The sequence below is a fragment of the Rummeliibacillus sp. SL167 genome, assembly GCF_007896505.1.
Lineage (GTDB): Bacteria > Bacillota > Bacilli > Bacillales_A > Planococcaceae > Rummeliibacillus > Rummeliibacillus suwonensis.
Genome location: NZ_VCBM01000001.1, coordinates 1742635 through 1759491 on the forward strand (window position 1 = coordinate 1742635; position 16857 = coordinate 1759491).

Annotated in this window: 18 protein-coding genes; all 18 read right to left on the reverse strand. The window is 36.1% G+C overall.

Translation table 11 applies throughout. The annotated features are described in order from the left end of the window. Nucleotides 1-24 precede the first annotated feature (24 nt). A complete protein-coding gene (gene flgG / locus FEZ13_RS07850) occupies nt 25-807 on the reverse strand; it encodes a flagellar basal body rod protein FlgG (protein ID WP_146552115.1) in 783 nt (260 codons plus the stop codon). A gap of 78 nt (nt 808-885) precedes the next feature. Further along, entirely contained in the window at nt 886-1263 is a 378-nt protein-coding gene (locus FEZ13_RS07855; protein WP_146549973.1) for a TIGR02530 family flagellar biosynthesis protein, read from the reverse strand. A 16-nt stretch (nt 1264-1279) separates the two neighbouring features. After that, complete coding sequence (gene flgD, locus FEZ13_RS07860; protein ID WP_146552116.1) at nt 1280-1945, reverse strand: flagellar hook assembly protein FlgD; 666 nt, start codon at nt 1943-1945, stop codon at nt 1280-1282. A gap of 3 nt (nt 1946-1948) precedes the next feature. Then, complete coding sequence (locus tag FEZ13_RS07865; RefSeq protein ID WP_146552117.1) at nt 1949-3355, reverse strand: flagellar hook-length control protein FliK; 1407 nt, start codon at nt 3353-3355, stop codon at nt 1949-1951. Nucleotides 3356-3384: 29 nt separating this feature from the next. Next, nucleotides 3385-4038 (reverse strand): MotE family protein, encoded by a 654-nt coding sequence (locus FEZ13_RS07870; RefSeq protein WP_243881109.1) that lies wholly within the window; start codon nt 4036-4038, stop codon nt 3385-3387. Continuing rightward, nucleotides 4010-4459: a flagellar export protein FliJ gene (fliJ, locus tag FEZ13_RS07875; protein ID WP_146549362.1), complete on the reverse strand. Its 450-nt coding sequence runs from the start codon at nt 4457-4459 to the stop codon at nt 4010-4012. The genes FEZ13_RS07870 and fliJ overlap by 29 nt, the downstream gene beginning before the upstream one ends. Further along, nucleotides 4460-5785, reverse strand: a complete 1326-nt coding sequence (gene fliI, locus FEZ13_RS07880; RefSeq protein WP_146552778.1) for a flagellar protein export ATPase FliI — start codon at nt 5783-5785, stop codon at nt 4460-4462. 5 nt (nt 5786-5790) lie between these two features. Continuing rightward, a complete protein-coding gene (fliH, locus tag FEZ13_RS07885) occupies nt 5791-6567 on the reverse strand; it encodes a flagellar assembly protein FliH (RefSeq protein ID WP_146552118.1) in 777 nt (258 codons plus the stop codon). Continuing rightward, entirely contained in the window at nt 6551-7567 is a 1017-nt protein-coding gene (fliG, locus tag FEZ13_RS07890) for a flagellar motor switch protein FliG (protein WP_146549364.1), read from the reverse strand. The genes fliH and fliG overlap by 17 nt, the downstream gene beginning before the upstream one ends. Before the next feature lie 15 nt (nt 7568-7582). Continuing rightward, nucleotides 7583-9190: a flagellar basal-body MS-ring/collar protein FliF gene (fliF, locus tag FEZ13_RS07895; protein WP_146552119.1), complete on the reverse strand. Its 1608-nt coding sequence runs from the start codon at nt 9188-9190 to the stop codon at nt 7583-7585. 59 nt (nt 9191-9249) lie between these two features. Further along, on the reverse strand, nt 9250-9555 hold the full coding sequence (fliE, locus tag FEZ13_RS07900) for a flagellar hook-basal body complex protein FliE (protein WP_146549366.1): 306 nt from the start codon (nt 9553-9555) through the stop codon (nt 9250-9252). A gap of 26 nt (nt 9556-9581) precedes the next feature. Next, nucleotides 9582-10043 (reverse strand): flagellar basal body rod protein FlgC, encoded by a 462-nt coding sequence (flgC, locus tag FEZ13_RS07905; protein ID WP_146552120.1) that lies wholly within the window; start codon nt 10041-10043, stop codon nt 9582-9584. A gap of 2 nt (nt 10044-10045) precedes the next feature. Continuing rightward, complete coding sequence (gene flgB / locus FEZ13_RS07910; protein ID WP_146552121.1) at nt 10046-10438, reverse strand: flagellar basal body rod protein FlgB; 393 nt, start codon at nt 10436-10438, stop codon at nt 10046-10048. A gap of 926 nt (nt 10439-11364) precedes the next feature. Then, nucleotides 11365-12144: a GTP-sensing pleiotropic transcriptional regulator CodY gene (gene codY, locus FEZ13_RS07915; RefSeq protein ID WP_146549369.1), complete on the reverse strand. Its 780-nt coding sequence runs from the start codon at nt 12142-12144 to the stop codon at nt 11365-11367. A gap of 82 nt (nt 12145-12226) precedes the next feature. Further along, the gene (hslU, locus tag FEZ13_RS07920) at nt 12227-13624 is read right to left on the reverse strand and encodes an ATP-dependent protease ATPase subunit HslU (protein WP_146552122.1); all 1398 of its coding nucleotides are present in this window, start codon (nt 13622-13624) and stop codon (nt 12227-12229) included. Further along, entirely contained in the window at nt 13621-14166 is a 546-nt protein-coding gene (gene hslV, locus FEZ13_RS07925; RefSeq protein WP_146552123.1) for an ATP-dependent protease subunit HslV, read from the reverse strand. Before hslV ends, hslU begins: the two co-directional genes overlap by 4 nt. A 22-nt stretch (nt 14167-14188) precedes the next feature. Beyond that, nucleotides 14189-15088 carry a tyrosine recombinase XerC gene (gene xerC / locus FEZ13_RS07930; protein ID WP_146552124.1) on the reverse strand — a complete coding sequence of 300 codons (900 nt, stop codon included), beginning with the start codon at nt 15086-15088 and terminating at the stop codon, nt 14189-14191. A 439-nt stretch (nt 15089-15527) separates the two neighbouring features. Beyond that, complete coding sequence (trmFO, locus tag FEZ13_RS07935) at nt 15528-16844, reverse strand: FADH(2)-oxidizing methylenetetrahydrofolate--tRNA-(uracil(54)-C(5))-methyltransferase TrmFO (protein ID WP_146552125.1); 1317 nt, start codon at nt 16842-16844, stop codon at nt 15528-15530. Nucleotides 16845-16857 lie beyond the last annotated feature (13 nt).

Below are 16857 nucleotides of genomic sequence, written 5' to 3' on the forward strand. Positions count from 1 at the left end.
ATCAATAATTTAAAGACCCAATCATTATCGTTTTAGATTTACTAATTCTTGAAGAATCTCATCAGAAGTTGTAATAATACGTGAGTTAGCTTGGAAACCACGTTGTGCAATAATCATTTCAGTAAATTCTTCGGATAAATCAACATTGGACATTTCAAGAGCACCAGAGATGATTGCACCACGACCTTCTTCTGTTGGATTTCCCATTATGGGTTCTCCTGAGTTATTGGACGGTTGGAAATAGTTTCCTCCTACCTTTGTTAACCCACCTGGATTTGCAAAACGTGCAATTTGGATTTTTCCTGCTACTACATTCTCATTATCCTGTACATAGGAAACTGTACCATCTTGACCGATCGTTAACCGTGTTGCAGTAGTTGGTATTGTAAATTCTTGGTCTGTCACAACTTTTTTACCATCACCAGATACTAATGTACCATTATTATCTATATAAAAATTTCCAGCACGTGTATAATAATTATTTGTTCCATCTGATACAACAAAATAGCCATCCCCCTCGATTGCGCAATCTAACACTCGATAAGTAGTTTGGCGAGCTGTTTCATCCGGTATCGTATCTATAGTTGCCAATTGTGATCCAAGACCAATTTGTTTAGGGTTTACTCCACCTAGAGTACCATTAGGTGCTGTGGCCCCTTGTGTTGTTTGTGAGATTAAATCTTTAAAAATAACGCGACCTTTTTTGAAGCCATAAGTGTTAACGTTAGCAATATTATTCCCAATGACATCTAATTTTGTTTGGAAATTTCGAAGTCCGCTGACTCCTGAAAACATCGAACGTAGCATAATTATTTTCCCCTTTCGATTTAAACTGTATTACCTCTATCATTCAGTAATACATAGGCCCCCTTTAAAAGGTCCTGCCTATTCTAGCACGATTGTGCCATCAATATTGGTAAATAGTTGATCTTGTGCTTCTTGACGATTCATAGCGGTTATGACTGTTGCATTTTTGGCACTTACGATAAGCGCGGCATTGTTTGTTAAAACTAAAGAATCGTTGACACCTTTTGATTTTGCTTCAAACACTTTGTTTGTGATTTTTTCCCATTGCTTATCATCAATCGCTATATTACGTTCTTGCAAGCGATTTGAAGCATGTTTGCTCACTTTTAACTGTTTTGCTTCTTCAGATTCTAATATGTTTTGAAACGATTGCTTCACAGATTGTTTGTCATTAGAAACATTCGATGTCAATCGTGTTTGTATGTGATACGGCTGCTGAATATATTTTATATTCATCACTCATTCATCCCCTTTATATTGAGATAGAGGACAGTTGATCTACTTGAACTTCTTTGCCATTCGCTAGTACTAAAACGACACTGCCATCCGCAGCTTTTTTTACTGATTTTACAGAATCAGTCGTTTCTTCTGAAGCATCCTCTTCTTTATAAGATACATTTTTTCCAATAAGCATACTTGCTTCGACCAATGAATTAGATGTGTTCCCTTCAGAAGAACTATTTACTCCAGATATATTTGCAGGTTCTAATTCTTTACCATCTGCAAGCGTAATTTTAACATTATCGCCTGTGAATGTAATTTTACTGACAATTCCTGTACCTGAATTAATAATTGGATCTCCTTTTTCATCTTTCTTGTCCGTTAATTCATGCCACGTAACTTCTTTTCCGATAAAATCATTGTATTGCATGAGTTGGGATTGCTGAGCAATTTCTGATAATGAGTCAATCGATTTCGCCACATTTTGCATTTGCTCTAATGATGAAAATTGAGCCATTTGAGAAATGAATTCTTTATCATCCATTGGACTTGTCGGATCTTGATTTTGTAACTGTGCGACAAGTAACTTCAAAAAGGCATCTTTATCTAACGAACTATTCCCTGTTTCTTTTGTCGTCTTGTTATTTTTCAAATAATAATCAGAAGGGATCTCATTTGTAACAGTTGTATCAGCCATTCTTTAAACCTCCAAATCCATTAAAATATCGTTAAAGCTTACTTTTTCATCATCATCATCTTTTTGTTCTTTGTGCTGTTCTTGGGATTGTTGCTTAAATGAATGCTGGAATGATTGTTGATGATCTCTTTCATTTCGGTTTGTTTCTGTTAATGCCTGTGAAACATCAATACGATCTAATTGGATATTCTGATTCACGAGACCCTGCTTTAATTGCTGTAATTGGCTTTCCAGCATTTGTTTACCAACGGCTGTAGAAGCTAAAAAGCGCGCTGTCATCACACCATCTTTTTGCATAAGTTCTACTCGAATAGAACCTAAATTTTCTGGATACAATTTAATAAGCAATTTTGTACCTGCAGCATTATTGGAGAATTGACTACGATTCATAATGGCTTGGAATTCCTTTACAAAGGCTTCTCCCTGTGCTGCCTTGTTTGCCGGCAATGTTAGCGTAACAGTTGTCGTTGAAGTCTTCACAGTGGATGATAGTGTGCTTACATTGTCATTGCCGTTTGAATCTACCAATTTAACAGTTAGTGTCTGAGAGTCATTTAACTTTGCAAAGGGTAAATCTGTTTTTGTATTTTGTGCTTGAATACTTTCTGCCTTTGTTGAAAGTGTCGATAATAATTCTTTTACTTGAAATGTTTGATACTCTTGTTTTAACAATAAATCTGTTTTAGGAGCAACCACTTCAATTACTTTTAACACTTGAAGTAATTGTGATGCTTGATCTTTCGAAATTTTTGAAGTTGTGTCACCTTTAATAGCTGCGAATAGATTTTGTACAAAAGCTACTGCATTTTGACCAATGTTTTCAAGCATTTTCCAAACATCATCAGTACTTGCTTTTTTACCGGTCAGCTGTTGTATCGTATTTTGCAAATCTTCTTTGTTAATACCCAGCTTTTCCAATAAATTATCCAATGATAACTTTCCTGAAAGATCATCCTCGTCTAACGCTAGTCCAGTTGCAGCATTTAAATCCTGCAACGTAGAAGCATTCATAATTGCCAGTAAATCCTCGATAGAAATGTCAGAATCCTTCTTTTGCGCATCTGCAAGTTTTGAAACTGTCCCTAACAATCCCTCTAAGCCACTTGTCAAATCAAATGTATATTGGCTAACTTTTTTGCTATCTGAAGCTTCTTCCTTAGTATCTTCCACTTTCTTCGATTCATCTTCTTGTACCGTTTTTGCGCTATCTGTAGAAGTTGTTTCTACTTTTTTTTGTGAAGAAACTTCATTTGAATCTTTTGGCACATTCTCCGACTTCACATTGTTCTGAGAATCAGAAGAATTTGCTGTAGTTAGTAAATCAGAAAATTTTTGTTTACTTGATGTTTTTTGAACTTTTGTTGGTTCAGCCTTCACAGTTTTTGAAAAATCTAACGATTCTACATTCATGTTTTCACCTCCTTTCAAAATCTGTAGTATTATTGATTTTTAGCCAATAGCTCTGTATAGTGTGCGGCTTTATCTGAAGGCATTTTTTCTAGAATTGCCGCTAGAGTAGCTGGTTTTAAACTTGCGAGAATTTTTACTGCTTCAGCATCCTTTAGATTTGTTATGGCCGGTGCAGCTGCTTTTGGCGCCATTTTTTCATAGGTTGTAACAAGATCATTAAACTTCGTCTTTACTGTGTTGTTGCCCTTTTCAAGTTTCTTGATTTGTATTTCTAAGCGATGTTTTTCAATTGCCATTTTTGACTTTTCACTTTTGGAATCTTCCACTTCTCCTTGCAACTTAGCAATTTCCGCTTCCTTTTCTTGAACTTGGGCTTTCAGATCAGCAATCTGTTTTTCGTTATTGGTGTTCAATTTTTTTGTATCTTTCGCTTTTTCATCTGTTGAAGAAGATCCAGTTATTTCTTTCACTTTTTCAAATACATTTGTACCTGTAACTTCTGCAGCTATTAGGAGAATAGCTGATACAAAGAGTAAAGGTATGATCACCCAGAAGAATAGTTTTTGAATGATTCCCGGCTTTTTTTTCTCTTCAACCTCTTCAACTGGTGATTTTTGTTTACTTACTTTTTTTCTAGGAGTCGTTGCCATATGATCACCTGATTTCCTTGTTGTAATATGCAATGGATGAAAGCTCGTCTAGCTCAATCATTTCAAGACGCTCTTGCTCTTTGTGATAAGTTTGATAATCTTTTTCTTTCATCTTTTCATATTTACGGCATTCTAATGATTTTTCTATTAATTTATCTTTATGCCACTCCATTTTGGAGCGTGCTTGGATAACTTTTTGCTGTGTTTCATCAATTGATTTTTCAACACTGTTTAAAAAACTTGAATAATGATGAATTTCATTAATTGTTGCACCTTTTGCTAACTTTTTTTCTTGAAAATTGATCAGATCTTCTTTCTTCTTAAGAAGGTTATATAATCTTGTAGCTATATCCTCAAATGACTTCGTGGCATCTTTATAGGCAATTTCGGTTTGGTCCTTTTCTTGCTGTTTAACAATCATTACTTGATCAAAGCGATATTTGTAAGTCTGCATCTAATTCGCACCGCCATTCGATAATTTCACTAATTCTGCAACGCTATCTTCCATACTAATGTTTTCCTTATATCCTTGCTTTAAATAGGATGTAATCAATGGTTCATAATAAATAGCTTCATCAATTTCTTTTGAAGTACCCTTTTTATAGGCTCCGATATTAATCAGATCTTCTGACTTATCATAGGTATAGTAGAGTTCCCTCAAATGTTCTGCTGCTTTTACATGTTCAGGCGTTGCAATGTGATTCATCAGCCTACTAACACTCTTTAAAACATTTATCGCTGGATAATGCCCTTTGTTTGCTAATGTCCTGTCTAAAACAATATGTCCATCCAGAATCCCTCGCACTGTATCAGCAATTGGTTCATTCATATCATCACCATCTACAAGAACTGTATAGAATGCTGTAATAGAACCTTTTTCATTGGTCCCTGTTCGTTCTAAAAGCTTTGGTAGTAAGCCAAAAACGGATGGCGTATATCCTTTTTGGGCGGGCGGTTCACCTGTTGCTAATCCAATTTCGCGCTGAGCCATGGCAACCCTCGTAACCGAGTCCATCATCAACATGACATCTAGTCCACGATTACGAAAATACTCCGCTATAGCGGTTGCAGTAAAAGCACCTTTTATACGCATTAGCGCTGGCTGATCAGAAGTAGCAGCAACGACAATCGACCGTTTTAGTCCTTCTTCACCTAAGTCACGCTCGATAAATTCTCGTACTTCACGACCACGTTCACCAACTAGTGCAATGACGTTCAAATCAGCAGCAGTATTTCTGGCAATCATTCCAAGAAGTGTTGATTTTCCAACACCAGAACCAGCAAAAATACCTACACGCTGGCCTTTTCCAACGGTTAACATTCCATCGATTGCTTTTACACCAACTGCCAATGTTTCATTAATTGGCGGCCTTGTTAATGGGTTGGGTGGATCCTCTTCCGTTTGAACTGTTGTTAATCCTTTGGGTAAGCTACTACCATCAATTGGCAATCCCATTGAATCAAGTACTTTTCCAATAAGTTCAGGTCCTACTTTTACTTCTAATGGAATTCCTGTTCCTTCAACTAAACACCCTATTGAAATTTCCCGAAGAGATGTATAAGGCATTAATATAACAATTTCATCTTTAAACCCAACCACTTCGGCAAGAATTTCTTGATGACCATGTTTAACCGTATTGACATGAATCTTACAGACATCTCCAATCGAGCTATCGGGTCCTTGTGACTCAATCATTAAACCGACCACTTTCGTAACTCGTCCAAATTTTTTTAACGTTTGTATAGATGATATGTGCTCTAATAACTCTACAGCTTTCATTGTCCTCAATCCACGCCTTCCAAAATTTCTCCAAGTTTTAGTCTCAGCTCATTCAATTGTTGGTCAATGCTAACAATGATTCTCCCGTGATTTGTTTCAATATAACAATCCGTATCCCCGAGATCTTCATTGACAAAAATCATGAATGGGACACCTACAGGAAACATTCCGCTTAGTTCTTCACGATGTTCAGTTACTAGTTGATGGTATGCGGGCGAAACATATAATTTGATTTCTTTCATTTCCCTCGCTTCTTTTAAACCTCTTCGAACTACATCAATAAAGCGTTCATGATTTTCTTCTAAAGTCATCCCAAGAATTCTTTCAGCAGATCGAATCGCGATATCCAAAATAATGTTTTCTTGTTGTTGCAAATATTGCTCTGCATTTACTTTCGATTGAGCTATTGTATTATTGGCTATTCGAACGGATTCAGACATATTATCTTCCGCTTTTGAACGTCCATCTTCAAACCCTTGTTGAAAGCCTTCATCATATGCTTGTTTTTGCAGTTCCACTTTTTCTTGTTGCCATTTATTTTTGTCATCTGCCAGTGCTTGTTTTTCCAATAAACACTGTTGTTCAAATGCATCTTTTTGATTTTGAATTTCTTGCTGTGCTTCACTTAAAAGTTTATTTCGCTCTGCTAAAATATTCTCTGGAGTTATATCCTCTTCTACGTCATCTTGTGTAACAAATAATTCTTGTATTTCAATGGTGCGAAAATCTTTTGTAGAATGATTTGAATCATCGAATCGGAAAATCTTAGACAATGACGTCATCTCCTCCACCCCGAGCGATAATAATTTCACCTGCATCTTCTAATCGACGTGTAATGGCAACAATGCGAGATTGAGCTTCCTCTACATCTCTTAAGCGAACAGGTCCCATGATTTCCATTTCTTCTTTGAATGTTTCTGCCATACGTTGGGACATGTTTTTGAAAATGATTTCTTTTACTTCTTCGCTAGAAACCTTCAATGCAAGCAGTAAATCTTCGTTTTCGCAATCTCGAATAACACGTTGGATGGAACGATTGTCGAGTGTAGCAAGATCTTCGAAAACAAACATACGTTTTTTGATTTCTTCTGCAAGTTCTGGATCTTGAATTTCGAGTGCATCGAGAATGGTTTTCTCAGTTTGACGATCAACACCATTTAACACTTCAACAACAGCATCCACGCCACCAGTTTCTGTATAATCCTGAGTAACTGTTGATGATAATTTTCGTTCTAAAACCGATTCGATTTCGCTAATTACTTCTGGTGAAGTAGAATCCATTGTTGCAATTCGCTTAGCAATATCTGCCTGCACTTCCTGTGGTAAAGAAGATAAGATCACTCCTGCTTGTTGCGGTTCTAAGTAAGATAAGATTAAAGCGATCGTTTGTGGGTGCTCATTTTGGATAAAGTTAAATATTTGAGCAGGATCTGTGCGACGTGCAAAATCGAATGGCCTTACTTGTAAGGATGAAGTTAAACGATTGATAATGGCTTGTGCCTGATCATTGCCCAATGCTTTTTCTAGTACGGTTTTAGCATAGCCAATTCCGCCTTGTGAAATATAATCTTGCGCAAGCGCAATATTATGAAATTCCTCAATGATTTCTTCTTTAATTTCTGGTTCTACTTTTTTAACACTTGAAATCTCTAACGTAAGTTTTTCAATTTCTTCTTCATTTAGATGTTTATACACAGCAGCTGAAACTTCCGGTCCTAAAGAAATTAATAGGAGTGCTGCTTTTTGTTTTCCTGATAACTCTTTTTCTTTCTTAGCTACCACAGCTGATCCCTCCCATTAATCTTCTGAAATCCATGTTCTTAATAATTTAGCGAATTCTTCAGGTTTCTCTTTCGCCATTTTTTCAAGTTGTTTTCGCCGTAATGTTGCTTCGGTATCTTTTTCTTCAGAAATATCATCTACTTCTAAATCTTCTCCATCGTCTTCTTCATATTCCTCATCTTCATACTCTTGTCGTCTTTTCGAACGAATAATGAAGAATACTAATAAACCAATCACTACTAATAATATTCCGCCAATTACGTATACCCACCATGGAATGCCACTTTGTTGTGCTGTTGCCACTTGCGCTTTACCGTTTAATTTTTCAACAGCAACTGTCACTTTTTGATTAACCTGTGCATTGGATAACTGTCCAGCCTCGTTTTTATCAATGGAAGTACGAACGATTGAAGCTAACATACTTTTAATATTATCTTGCGTTGCTTGTGGTAAAGAAGTAGGATCTCCTGGTTTTGGCGGTTCTACCAATACTTGAATTCCAATATCACGAATTCTGTATGGACTTTCAGTAATTTTACGTTTAATACGATTTACTTCGTAATTTACAGTATCTTCTGTTTTTTCATAATCGCCATTGCCATTACCTGAAGATTGGTAATCTGTGAAATTATCGGTGTTTTGATCAGCTTCTGGTGTACCACCTGCCGCCGCTCCATTACCTGTGTAGGTTTCATTAATCTTTTGTGCACTTATTTGAATACCAGCCATATTTTCTTTATCTACTGGTTCAACCAAATTTTCTTCACGTTTTTCTTGCGTAAAATCAATATCAGTCGTTACTGTGACAGCCGCTTTACCAGCCCCCATTAACTGACCTAACATGGTTTGAACTTGGCGTTGAAGATCACGTTCAATTTGTCTTTTGATGGCCAATTGGTTGTTTGAATCTGTAGAAGAAACTCCACTGCCTGTTTCTGAGGCTGTTTGTGTATTTAAGTCGTAATATTCAAAGTATTGATTGGTAATCACAATATTTTCTGGTTTTAAATTGGGTACGCTTTTGGAAGCCAAATTATATAATGTTTTGATTTGTGATTCCGTAAACTGATAACCGGGTTCCGTATTCAATACGATTGATGCACTCGCTTCTTGCTGAGAATCGCTAACAAAGACGCCCTTTTCTGGCAGTGTAATCATGACTTTTGCGTCTTTGACACCTTTAACTTCTTTCATTAAATTTGCAAGTTCCGTTTGCATGGACGCTAATTTCAATACATTGAATTCGTTGTCTGTCATTCCAAACCCAGCATTTTGTGAGAAGAAGGAATAATCGATTTGGCCAGATTGAGGATATCCTTGAGAAGCTAAATCTACTTTTAAATTATCTACTTGGTCCTCCGGTACAGAAATAGCTGTTCCTCCGTTTGTTACTTGGTATTTAACTCCCTTTGAATCTAATTGTTCTTTAATTTGTCCAACTTCAGCAGCTGATAAGTCTGAATACAAAGGCGCATAAGTCACTCTCGTTGTAAAGTATGTAATAATTGAAGCAATAATTATTACGGCTATAATAGAACCGATGATTGTCCCTTTTTGCATTCTTGTTCGACTACCCCAAAACCCACTGAATTTGGTTTTGATATTCATTAGTCTTTCCTTCATTTTGAGCCTCCGGTTATAGTAAATGATTCATCGTGCCTGAAGTTACGATGTCATTCCTATTAAACTGTCATTCGCATTATTTCTTGGTAAGCCTCAATTACTTTATTACGAATTGATAATGCAGTATTTAATGTAATATTCGCTTTTTGAGCTGAAATCATTACATCATGAAGCTCAACATTATCCCCATTAACTAATTTATCAGTCATATTATCAGAAGCTACTTGACTATCATTAACAGTAGAAATAGCATTTTTTAAAATGGAGCCGAAACTTTCCTTATCATTTGACGGGATTGTTTGTGCCACAGTCTGTGTCATTGTAGGTTGAACTGGTTGTGGAATAGAAACTTGCGAAACTGCCAATTTCTTTCATCCTTCCTTCGTTAAAATTACTTACCGATTTCGAGTGCCTTTGATAACATTGATTTATTGGCATTAAATACTGTCACATTTGCTTCATAAGATCTTGTTGCTGAGATTAAGTTCACCATTTCTTTCAGTGGATCAACATTTGAAGTTTGTACATATCCATCTTTATTGGCATCTGGGTTTGTAGGATCATATACAAGTTTGTATGGTGTTGTCGTATCCTCATTTACGCTAGTAACCTTGACACCATTTCCTACACTTTCTTTTCCTGCTCCTCCCATCGCAACACTTAAATAATTAGAAAATGTATTTTCTTTTGGAGCCAGTGTTACAGTCTTTCTTGTATAGGGGACCCATTTACCATTAACCTTTTTAGCACGCGTTGTATCCACATTTGCCATATTAGATGATATGACATCCATACGTAGTCGCTGTGCAGTCAAGGCAGAGCCAGTGGTATCCATACTATGGAAAATCGACATCGCTAATTACCTCCTTTTGCAACGGTTAAGAGTGTATTTAACTTACTATTCTCTCGATCAATTAGAGCATTATAGTAGATTATATTTTCTGCTAAACTTGCTTGTTCTTTATCCATGTCTACGCCATTTCCATTTTCTCTATAACGTAAGTTAGAATAACTATATACACCTGGCGTTTTGGAATCAGTTTGAAAATCAATATGCTTATCATTCGTACGATATGCTTTTATGTATGAGTCTTGGGCATCTGATAACATTTTGCTAAAACTTACATCTTTTGCTTTGTAGTTTGGTGTATCGACATTCGCTATATTCTGCGCTATTGTTTTTTGTTTTACACTTGCATAGGATAATCCGTGTTCAATGTTGCTTATGGTACCTCCAAATAAACTCAAATCATTCACCTCAATTCGACTTTTTTTGTCAAATTCTCTTATATATCGCTACGTTATAATTGTAATAAATATGTTATAAAGTGTCTATTGTTAATAGCATATTTTTAATAGGAAAAAAAAACTATTTTTGTATAAGAAATAGTTTAGAACACCATCTTTTCCAATTCATTAATGCTACTTTTTGATTAGATGCATTTTTTATAGATTTTCCAAAACAGCTTAAAATCGCCGATATAACAGGCTTTTTCGCAAATTGTCCACATTTTCAATCCATAAAAGAAGCATTCATTTCTTTTAAGCTTAAAGCAATGACGAATTAACCATTAAAAATAATCTTTTATACTGACTACTTTACTACAACTAATACTCCAATTTAATCATAAAATTTAGTTATTGATGATGAAGATTTGCTTTTTTAAAATAAACTTCACTCAGCAGGTTGTTTTCTTCTCCTCCATGGAATACTAGTTGAAGCAACCATTTTTGATTTTCTCGCTTATCTCCTGTTTTTTTATGAATTAGACACTTTGTTAAATAAGGTATTCAACAAAAATCCTTTTGTCCCCACTGTGAAATTCAAGGTTCATTCGTCTTTAAAACATTCCTTTTTTGCGGATACTTATTCTAAAACGATGCAAAAACCACTTATACAATCTATTCAAGCCTAAATTTACTTATCTAAATCTATCCATAACTCTTTTACTTCTATCCCATTGGCTAAATGATGCAAGCTTGTTTATTGTTTCTATAAGTCGAACATTTAAGTTAAGATGAATAATATAATCTGCTAAATAGCTTAGACCATAAAAAGACGCGAATGCCGTTCAATAACATTCGCGTCTTTTGAAACTTGTAGATTCTTATCTAAAAAAACGATTGGATCTTCGCTTTGATGTTTAAAAAAGATGATTCATCTCTAATGGAGATTAGCGCATTTTAATTTCTGCTAAAGCATGTAAAAATTTGTTGTTCAATACTTTAATATAAGTACCTTTCATCCCTAATGAACGAGATTCGATCACGCCGGCTGACTCTAATTTACGTAATGCATTGACAATAACTGAGCGAGTAATCCCCACTCGATCTGCAATTTTAGATGCGACTAGTAAACCTTCAGAACCATCTAACTCTTCAAAAATATGTTCGATTGCTTCGAGTTCACTATATGATAATGAATTAATAGCCATTTGCACGACAGCTTTGCTACGAGCTTCTTGTTCAATTTCTTCAGCTTTTTCACGTAAAATTTCCATACCTACAACTGTTGCACCGTATTCAGCTAGGATTAGATCGTCATCTTCAAATTTACTTTCTAAACGTGCAAGTATTAATGTTCCTAGACGTTCTCCGCCCCCGTTGATAGGTACAATCGTCGTTAAACCGGATTTGAAGATTTCTTGGGCTTCTACTGGAAAAGCACTATGTTCATCGAAAACGTCTAAATTAGAAGCCGTTTCAGAGAAATCATATAAGTTATGAGTGTATTCTACTGGAAATTGGCGCTCTTCTAACATTTTCTTAAAACGTTCGTTTTCAATTTGTTGATTCACTGCAATTCCTAATAGTTTTCCTTTACGACTTACAATATATACATTACTTTCGATTACTTCACCAAGTTTTTCAGCCATTTCTTTGAAGTTAACTTGTTTACCTGCTGATGCTTGGAGCATCGAATTAATTTTTCTTGTTTTAGCTAATAAATTCATCTTTATTTAGCCTCCTGTAAATTCCTTAAATTATGCAATATTCAAAAGGTTATGAATTTTGTGCAATACTTTAGATTATAAACTATAAAATAAACTGTGACAAATCTTTGTTCTTGACAATCTCGTTAAGCTTTTCATCCACATAACTTTCAGTGATTTCAATACGGGCTGGCGAAATGTCAGCTGCTTCAAATGATAATTCTTCCAATAGGCGTTCTAGAATTGTATGCAAACGTCTTGCACCAATATTATCTGAATCTTGGTTCACATTCATTGCAATTTCTGCGATGCGTTCGATTGCTTCATCTGTAAATGCAATTTCAACACCTTCAGTGGCAAGTAATGCTTGATATTGAAGAATCAGCGAATGATCAGGCTCTTTTAAAATACGTACAAAATCTTCTTTTGTCAATTTTTCTAATTCAACACGAATTGGGAATCTCCCCTGCAATTCGGGGATTAAATCAGATGGTTTTGACATATGGAAAGCACCTGCTGCTATAAACAGCATAAAATCAGTTCTTACAAGTCCGTATTTTGTATTAACCGTTGATCCTTCAACGATTGGCAAAATATCACGTTGAACACCTTCACGGGATACATTTGCATTGCCTCCGTTAGCGCTATTACTTCTAGTTGCTATTTTATCGATTTCATCGATAAAGATAATGCCCGTTTCTTCTGCCCGTCGAATTGCTTCTTCAGACACTTCATCATTATCTATCAATTTGTTGGCTTCTTCAATTGTTAGTATACGTCTAGCATCTTTTACCTGTAGACGACGTTTTTTCTTTTTCGGCGGCATGATGTTGGAAAGCATGTCTCCCATATTTGTTCCACCCATATCCAAAGCACCTGGGAAAATACCCATCATATTCGTTTGTTGTTCTGTTACTTCGATGGTTACCCATTCATTTTCCAGCTTACCATCTTGCAATTTTTCAGCAATTTGTGAACGTTTTAAACGGACTTGCGAATCTTCTTCTGAATTTTCCTCAGAAGTATCGCTTTTCTGACCAAATAGAGCCTCAAATGGGTTTTGCGTAGATTGCTTTTTTTTCATGCTTGGTACTAATAATTTGACAATCTGATCATTTGCTAATCGTTCAGCCTGTTCTTTTACTTCTTCTTGTTTTTCTTCTTTTACCAAGCGATTCGAAATTTCCACTAAATCGCGTACCATTGATTCTACATCTCGCCCAACATATCCAACTTCTGTAAACTTTGTAGCCTCAACTTTAAGAAATGGTGCCTTCACAAGGCGAGCAATACGTCTAGCAATTTCAGTCTTACCAACACCAGTTGGACCGATCATCAAAATATTCTTTGGTATTACTTCGTTTCTCATCTCTTCTGAGAGTAATTGTCTACGATAACGGTTGCGCAAGGCTACAGCAACTGCACGCTTTGCTTCATTTTGACCTACAATATAACGATTCAAATACTCTAACATTTCTCTAGGGGTCTTTTGTTGTGTCATTCGTCCAGATCCTCCACGATAATATTATGATTTGTAAATACACAAATATCTGCTGCTATTTCTAAAGATGCTTTTGCAATTTCTTTTGCAGTCAACATATTACCCGTATATTGCTTTAATGCTCGCCCAGCGGACAATGCATAATTCCCACCAGAACCAATGGCCAAAATTCCGTCATCTGGTTCTATCACTTCTCCGGAACCAGATACTAACAGCAATGTTTCACTGTTCATCACAAGCAAAAGTGCCTCTAATTTTTGAAGCATCTTATCACCACGCCATTGTTTTGCAACTTCAACTGCAGCCCTTTGCAAGTTTCCATTATACTCCATCAGTCTACTTTCGAACATTTCAAACAATGTGAAAGCATCTGCCACAGAACCGGCAAATCCTGCTAATACTTTGCCGTTATACAAACGACGAACTTTTTTAGCTGTGTGTTTCATCACTACAGAATTTCCAAGTGTAACTTGCCCATCGCCTGCCATAGCGCTTTGACCGTTATGCTGTATGGCAAAGATAGTCGTTGCATGCAAATCCATCCTCATAACCTCCTTTAAAATATTAAGCTCTTGGATGTGTGTTCATATATGTGTGTCGAAGATGTTCTTTCGTTACATGTGTATAAACTTGCGTTGACGACAAACTTGAATGTCCCAATAATTCCTGAACAGTCCTTAAATCCGCCCCATTATTCAATAAATGAGTTGCGAATGTATGTCGTAACATATGCGGATATATAGTAGTTCTTAACTCTGTTTGTTTCATCATATCATTTAAAATATAACGAACACCTCTTGCAGTAAGAGGCCCTCCTCGCATATTAACAAATAGTTTTGGATGTTTTTCATCTTTTACAAGTTTAGGACGTGATTCTGCTAGATAACTTTGCATTGCTTCTGCTGCAAAATGCCCAAATGGAACGTATCTCTCTTTTCTGCCTTTTCCCATTACTCTCAAGATATTCAATGAAAAATCAATATCCTTTAGTTCAATTGAGGTGAGCTCACTTACTCGAATGCCAGTTGCATATAGGAGTTCTAAAAGAGCCATATTGCGCAATGACTTAGGATCTGTACCTTCATTGGAATCAAAGAGTTGAGTTAGTTCCTCTTCATAAAAAAAGTGAGGCAGTCTTAATTCTTTTTTTGGATGATAAAGAGCTTGAAATGCTGTGTCATCCAAATCGTATTCTTTATTTAGAAATCTAAAAAAAGAACGAATGGAAGATATTTTTCTTGAAATGGTCGTCCTTGCCTTTTTTTCTTCATACAATTTTGTTACAAAAAGTCTGGCATGTATGTATTCGACTTGTGCCAAATCTTCCACACCTTCTACTTGAAGAAATGTAAAAAATTCGAGTATATCTGTCCGATAGTCTCGAACTGTTAAAGGAGAAAAATTTCTTTCCAGTTGAATATAAGTAACAAACTGTTCAAGTGCCTGCTCAAACTGAATGTCCATATGAACACCTCATTTACTCACGTCCTCCTCCCTATTTTCTCACTGTCCATCAATTAAATAAAGTGAGAACGCTTTCTATAACTTAGAATATGGCAATTTTCAGTAGATTTATGACATTTTTGTGTACAATTCCATAAACATCCCACTAATAGTATACCTAATTATGGAATTTTTTATTCTAAATAATATAAAGTAAAACTTTCTGAACTAGAGGAAGTCAGGTTAAGAGTACCACGTCCTGTAGCAACACCTGAGCGACCAACATCTTGTGGGTCCGAACCAATCAGACGCATGCGGCAGTTAATGTCCTCACCTATCCTTTCTTGTTTCTCTCTTTAAACCTTAAGGTGAGTTAACGCAGGTTAAATTTTGCTTTGGAAAATAATTGTCAAAAAAAAAGCCCTTAAAAGTATAACAAACATTTAAGGACTTTCGCAAATTAAATTTTTGTAAAGGTTTTAAACTGATGCAGCACATTTAATGCACGTTCTGCATATTTTTCCCCACGTTCTTGTTTTGATCTAATTTTTTCACCCAATGCAGGGAACAAACCAAAGTTTACATTCATCGGTTGGAAATGTTTTGAATCTGCTTCTGTAATATAACGTGCCATACTTCCTAAAGCCGTGTCAGCTGGGAAAATACATAAATCCTGTTGCAACGCTAAATGTGCCGCATTTACACCTGCAATTAAGCCACTCCCTGCTGATTCTACATATCCTTCAACACCTGTCATTTGGCCCGCAAAAAATACAGTTGGATTGCTTTTTAGTTGATACGTTGGCGCTAAAACCTTTGGAGAATTAATAAACGTATTCCGATGCATCACACCATATCGTACAATTTCAACATTTTCTAAACCTGGGATCATACTAAATACTTCTTTTTGTGCTCCCCATTTTAAATGGGTTTGAAATCCTACGATATTGTAAAGTGTTCCCGCCGCATCATCTTGGCGAAGTTGAACAACGGCAAATGGACGTTTGCCTGTTTTAGGGTCTTCTAAGCCTACTGGTTTCATAGGACCAAATAGCATCGTTTTGGGACCTCTTTCAGCCATTACTTCGATCGGCATACATCCTTCAAAGTATTTTTCCTTTTCAAACTCGTTTAACGGTGCTTTTTCTGCTTCAACAAGAGCTTTCCTGAAAGCATAAAATTCCTCTTCTGTCATAGGACAGTTTAAGTAAGCGGCCTCGCCTTTATCATAACGAGATTTTAAATATACTTTTTCCATGTCAATACTATCTTTTTCAATAATAGGTGCAGCGGCATCGTAAAAGTATAAATAGTCTTCACCAGTTAACTGTTGGATTTTATCCGCTAAAGCTTTTGAAGTTAGGGGACCTGTCGCAACTACCGTGATTCCTTCCTTTGGAATTTCTGTCACTTCTTCATTAATGACTTCTACAAGAGGATGATTTTTCACTTTTTCTGTAATATAACCTGAAAACTCATGACGGTCCACAGCTAGTGCTCCGCCAGCCGGTACAGAACAATGATCTGCCGCTTCCATAATAATAGAGTCTAATTGACGCATTTCTTCTTTAATGACGCCTACTGCGTTCGTCAAATTGTTTGCACGCAATGAATTACTACAAACAAGTTCAGCAAATTGATCCGTGTGGTGTGCAGGTGTTTGTTTCACTGGGCGCATTTCATATAAACGAACTTGTACGCCTCTTTTAGCAATTTGCCAAGCAGCTTCACTACCTGCTAAACCAGCTCCGATTACATTTACAATTGGTGTTGTCATTCTTTTGTTACCT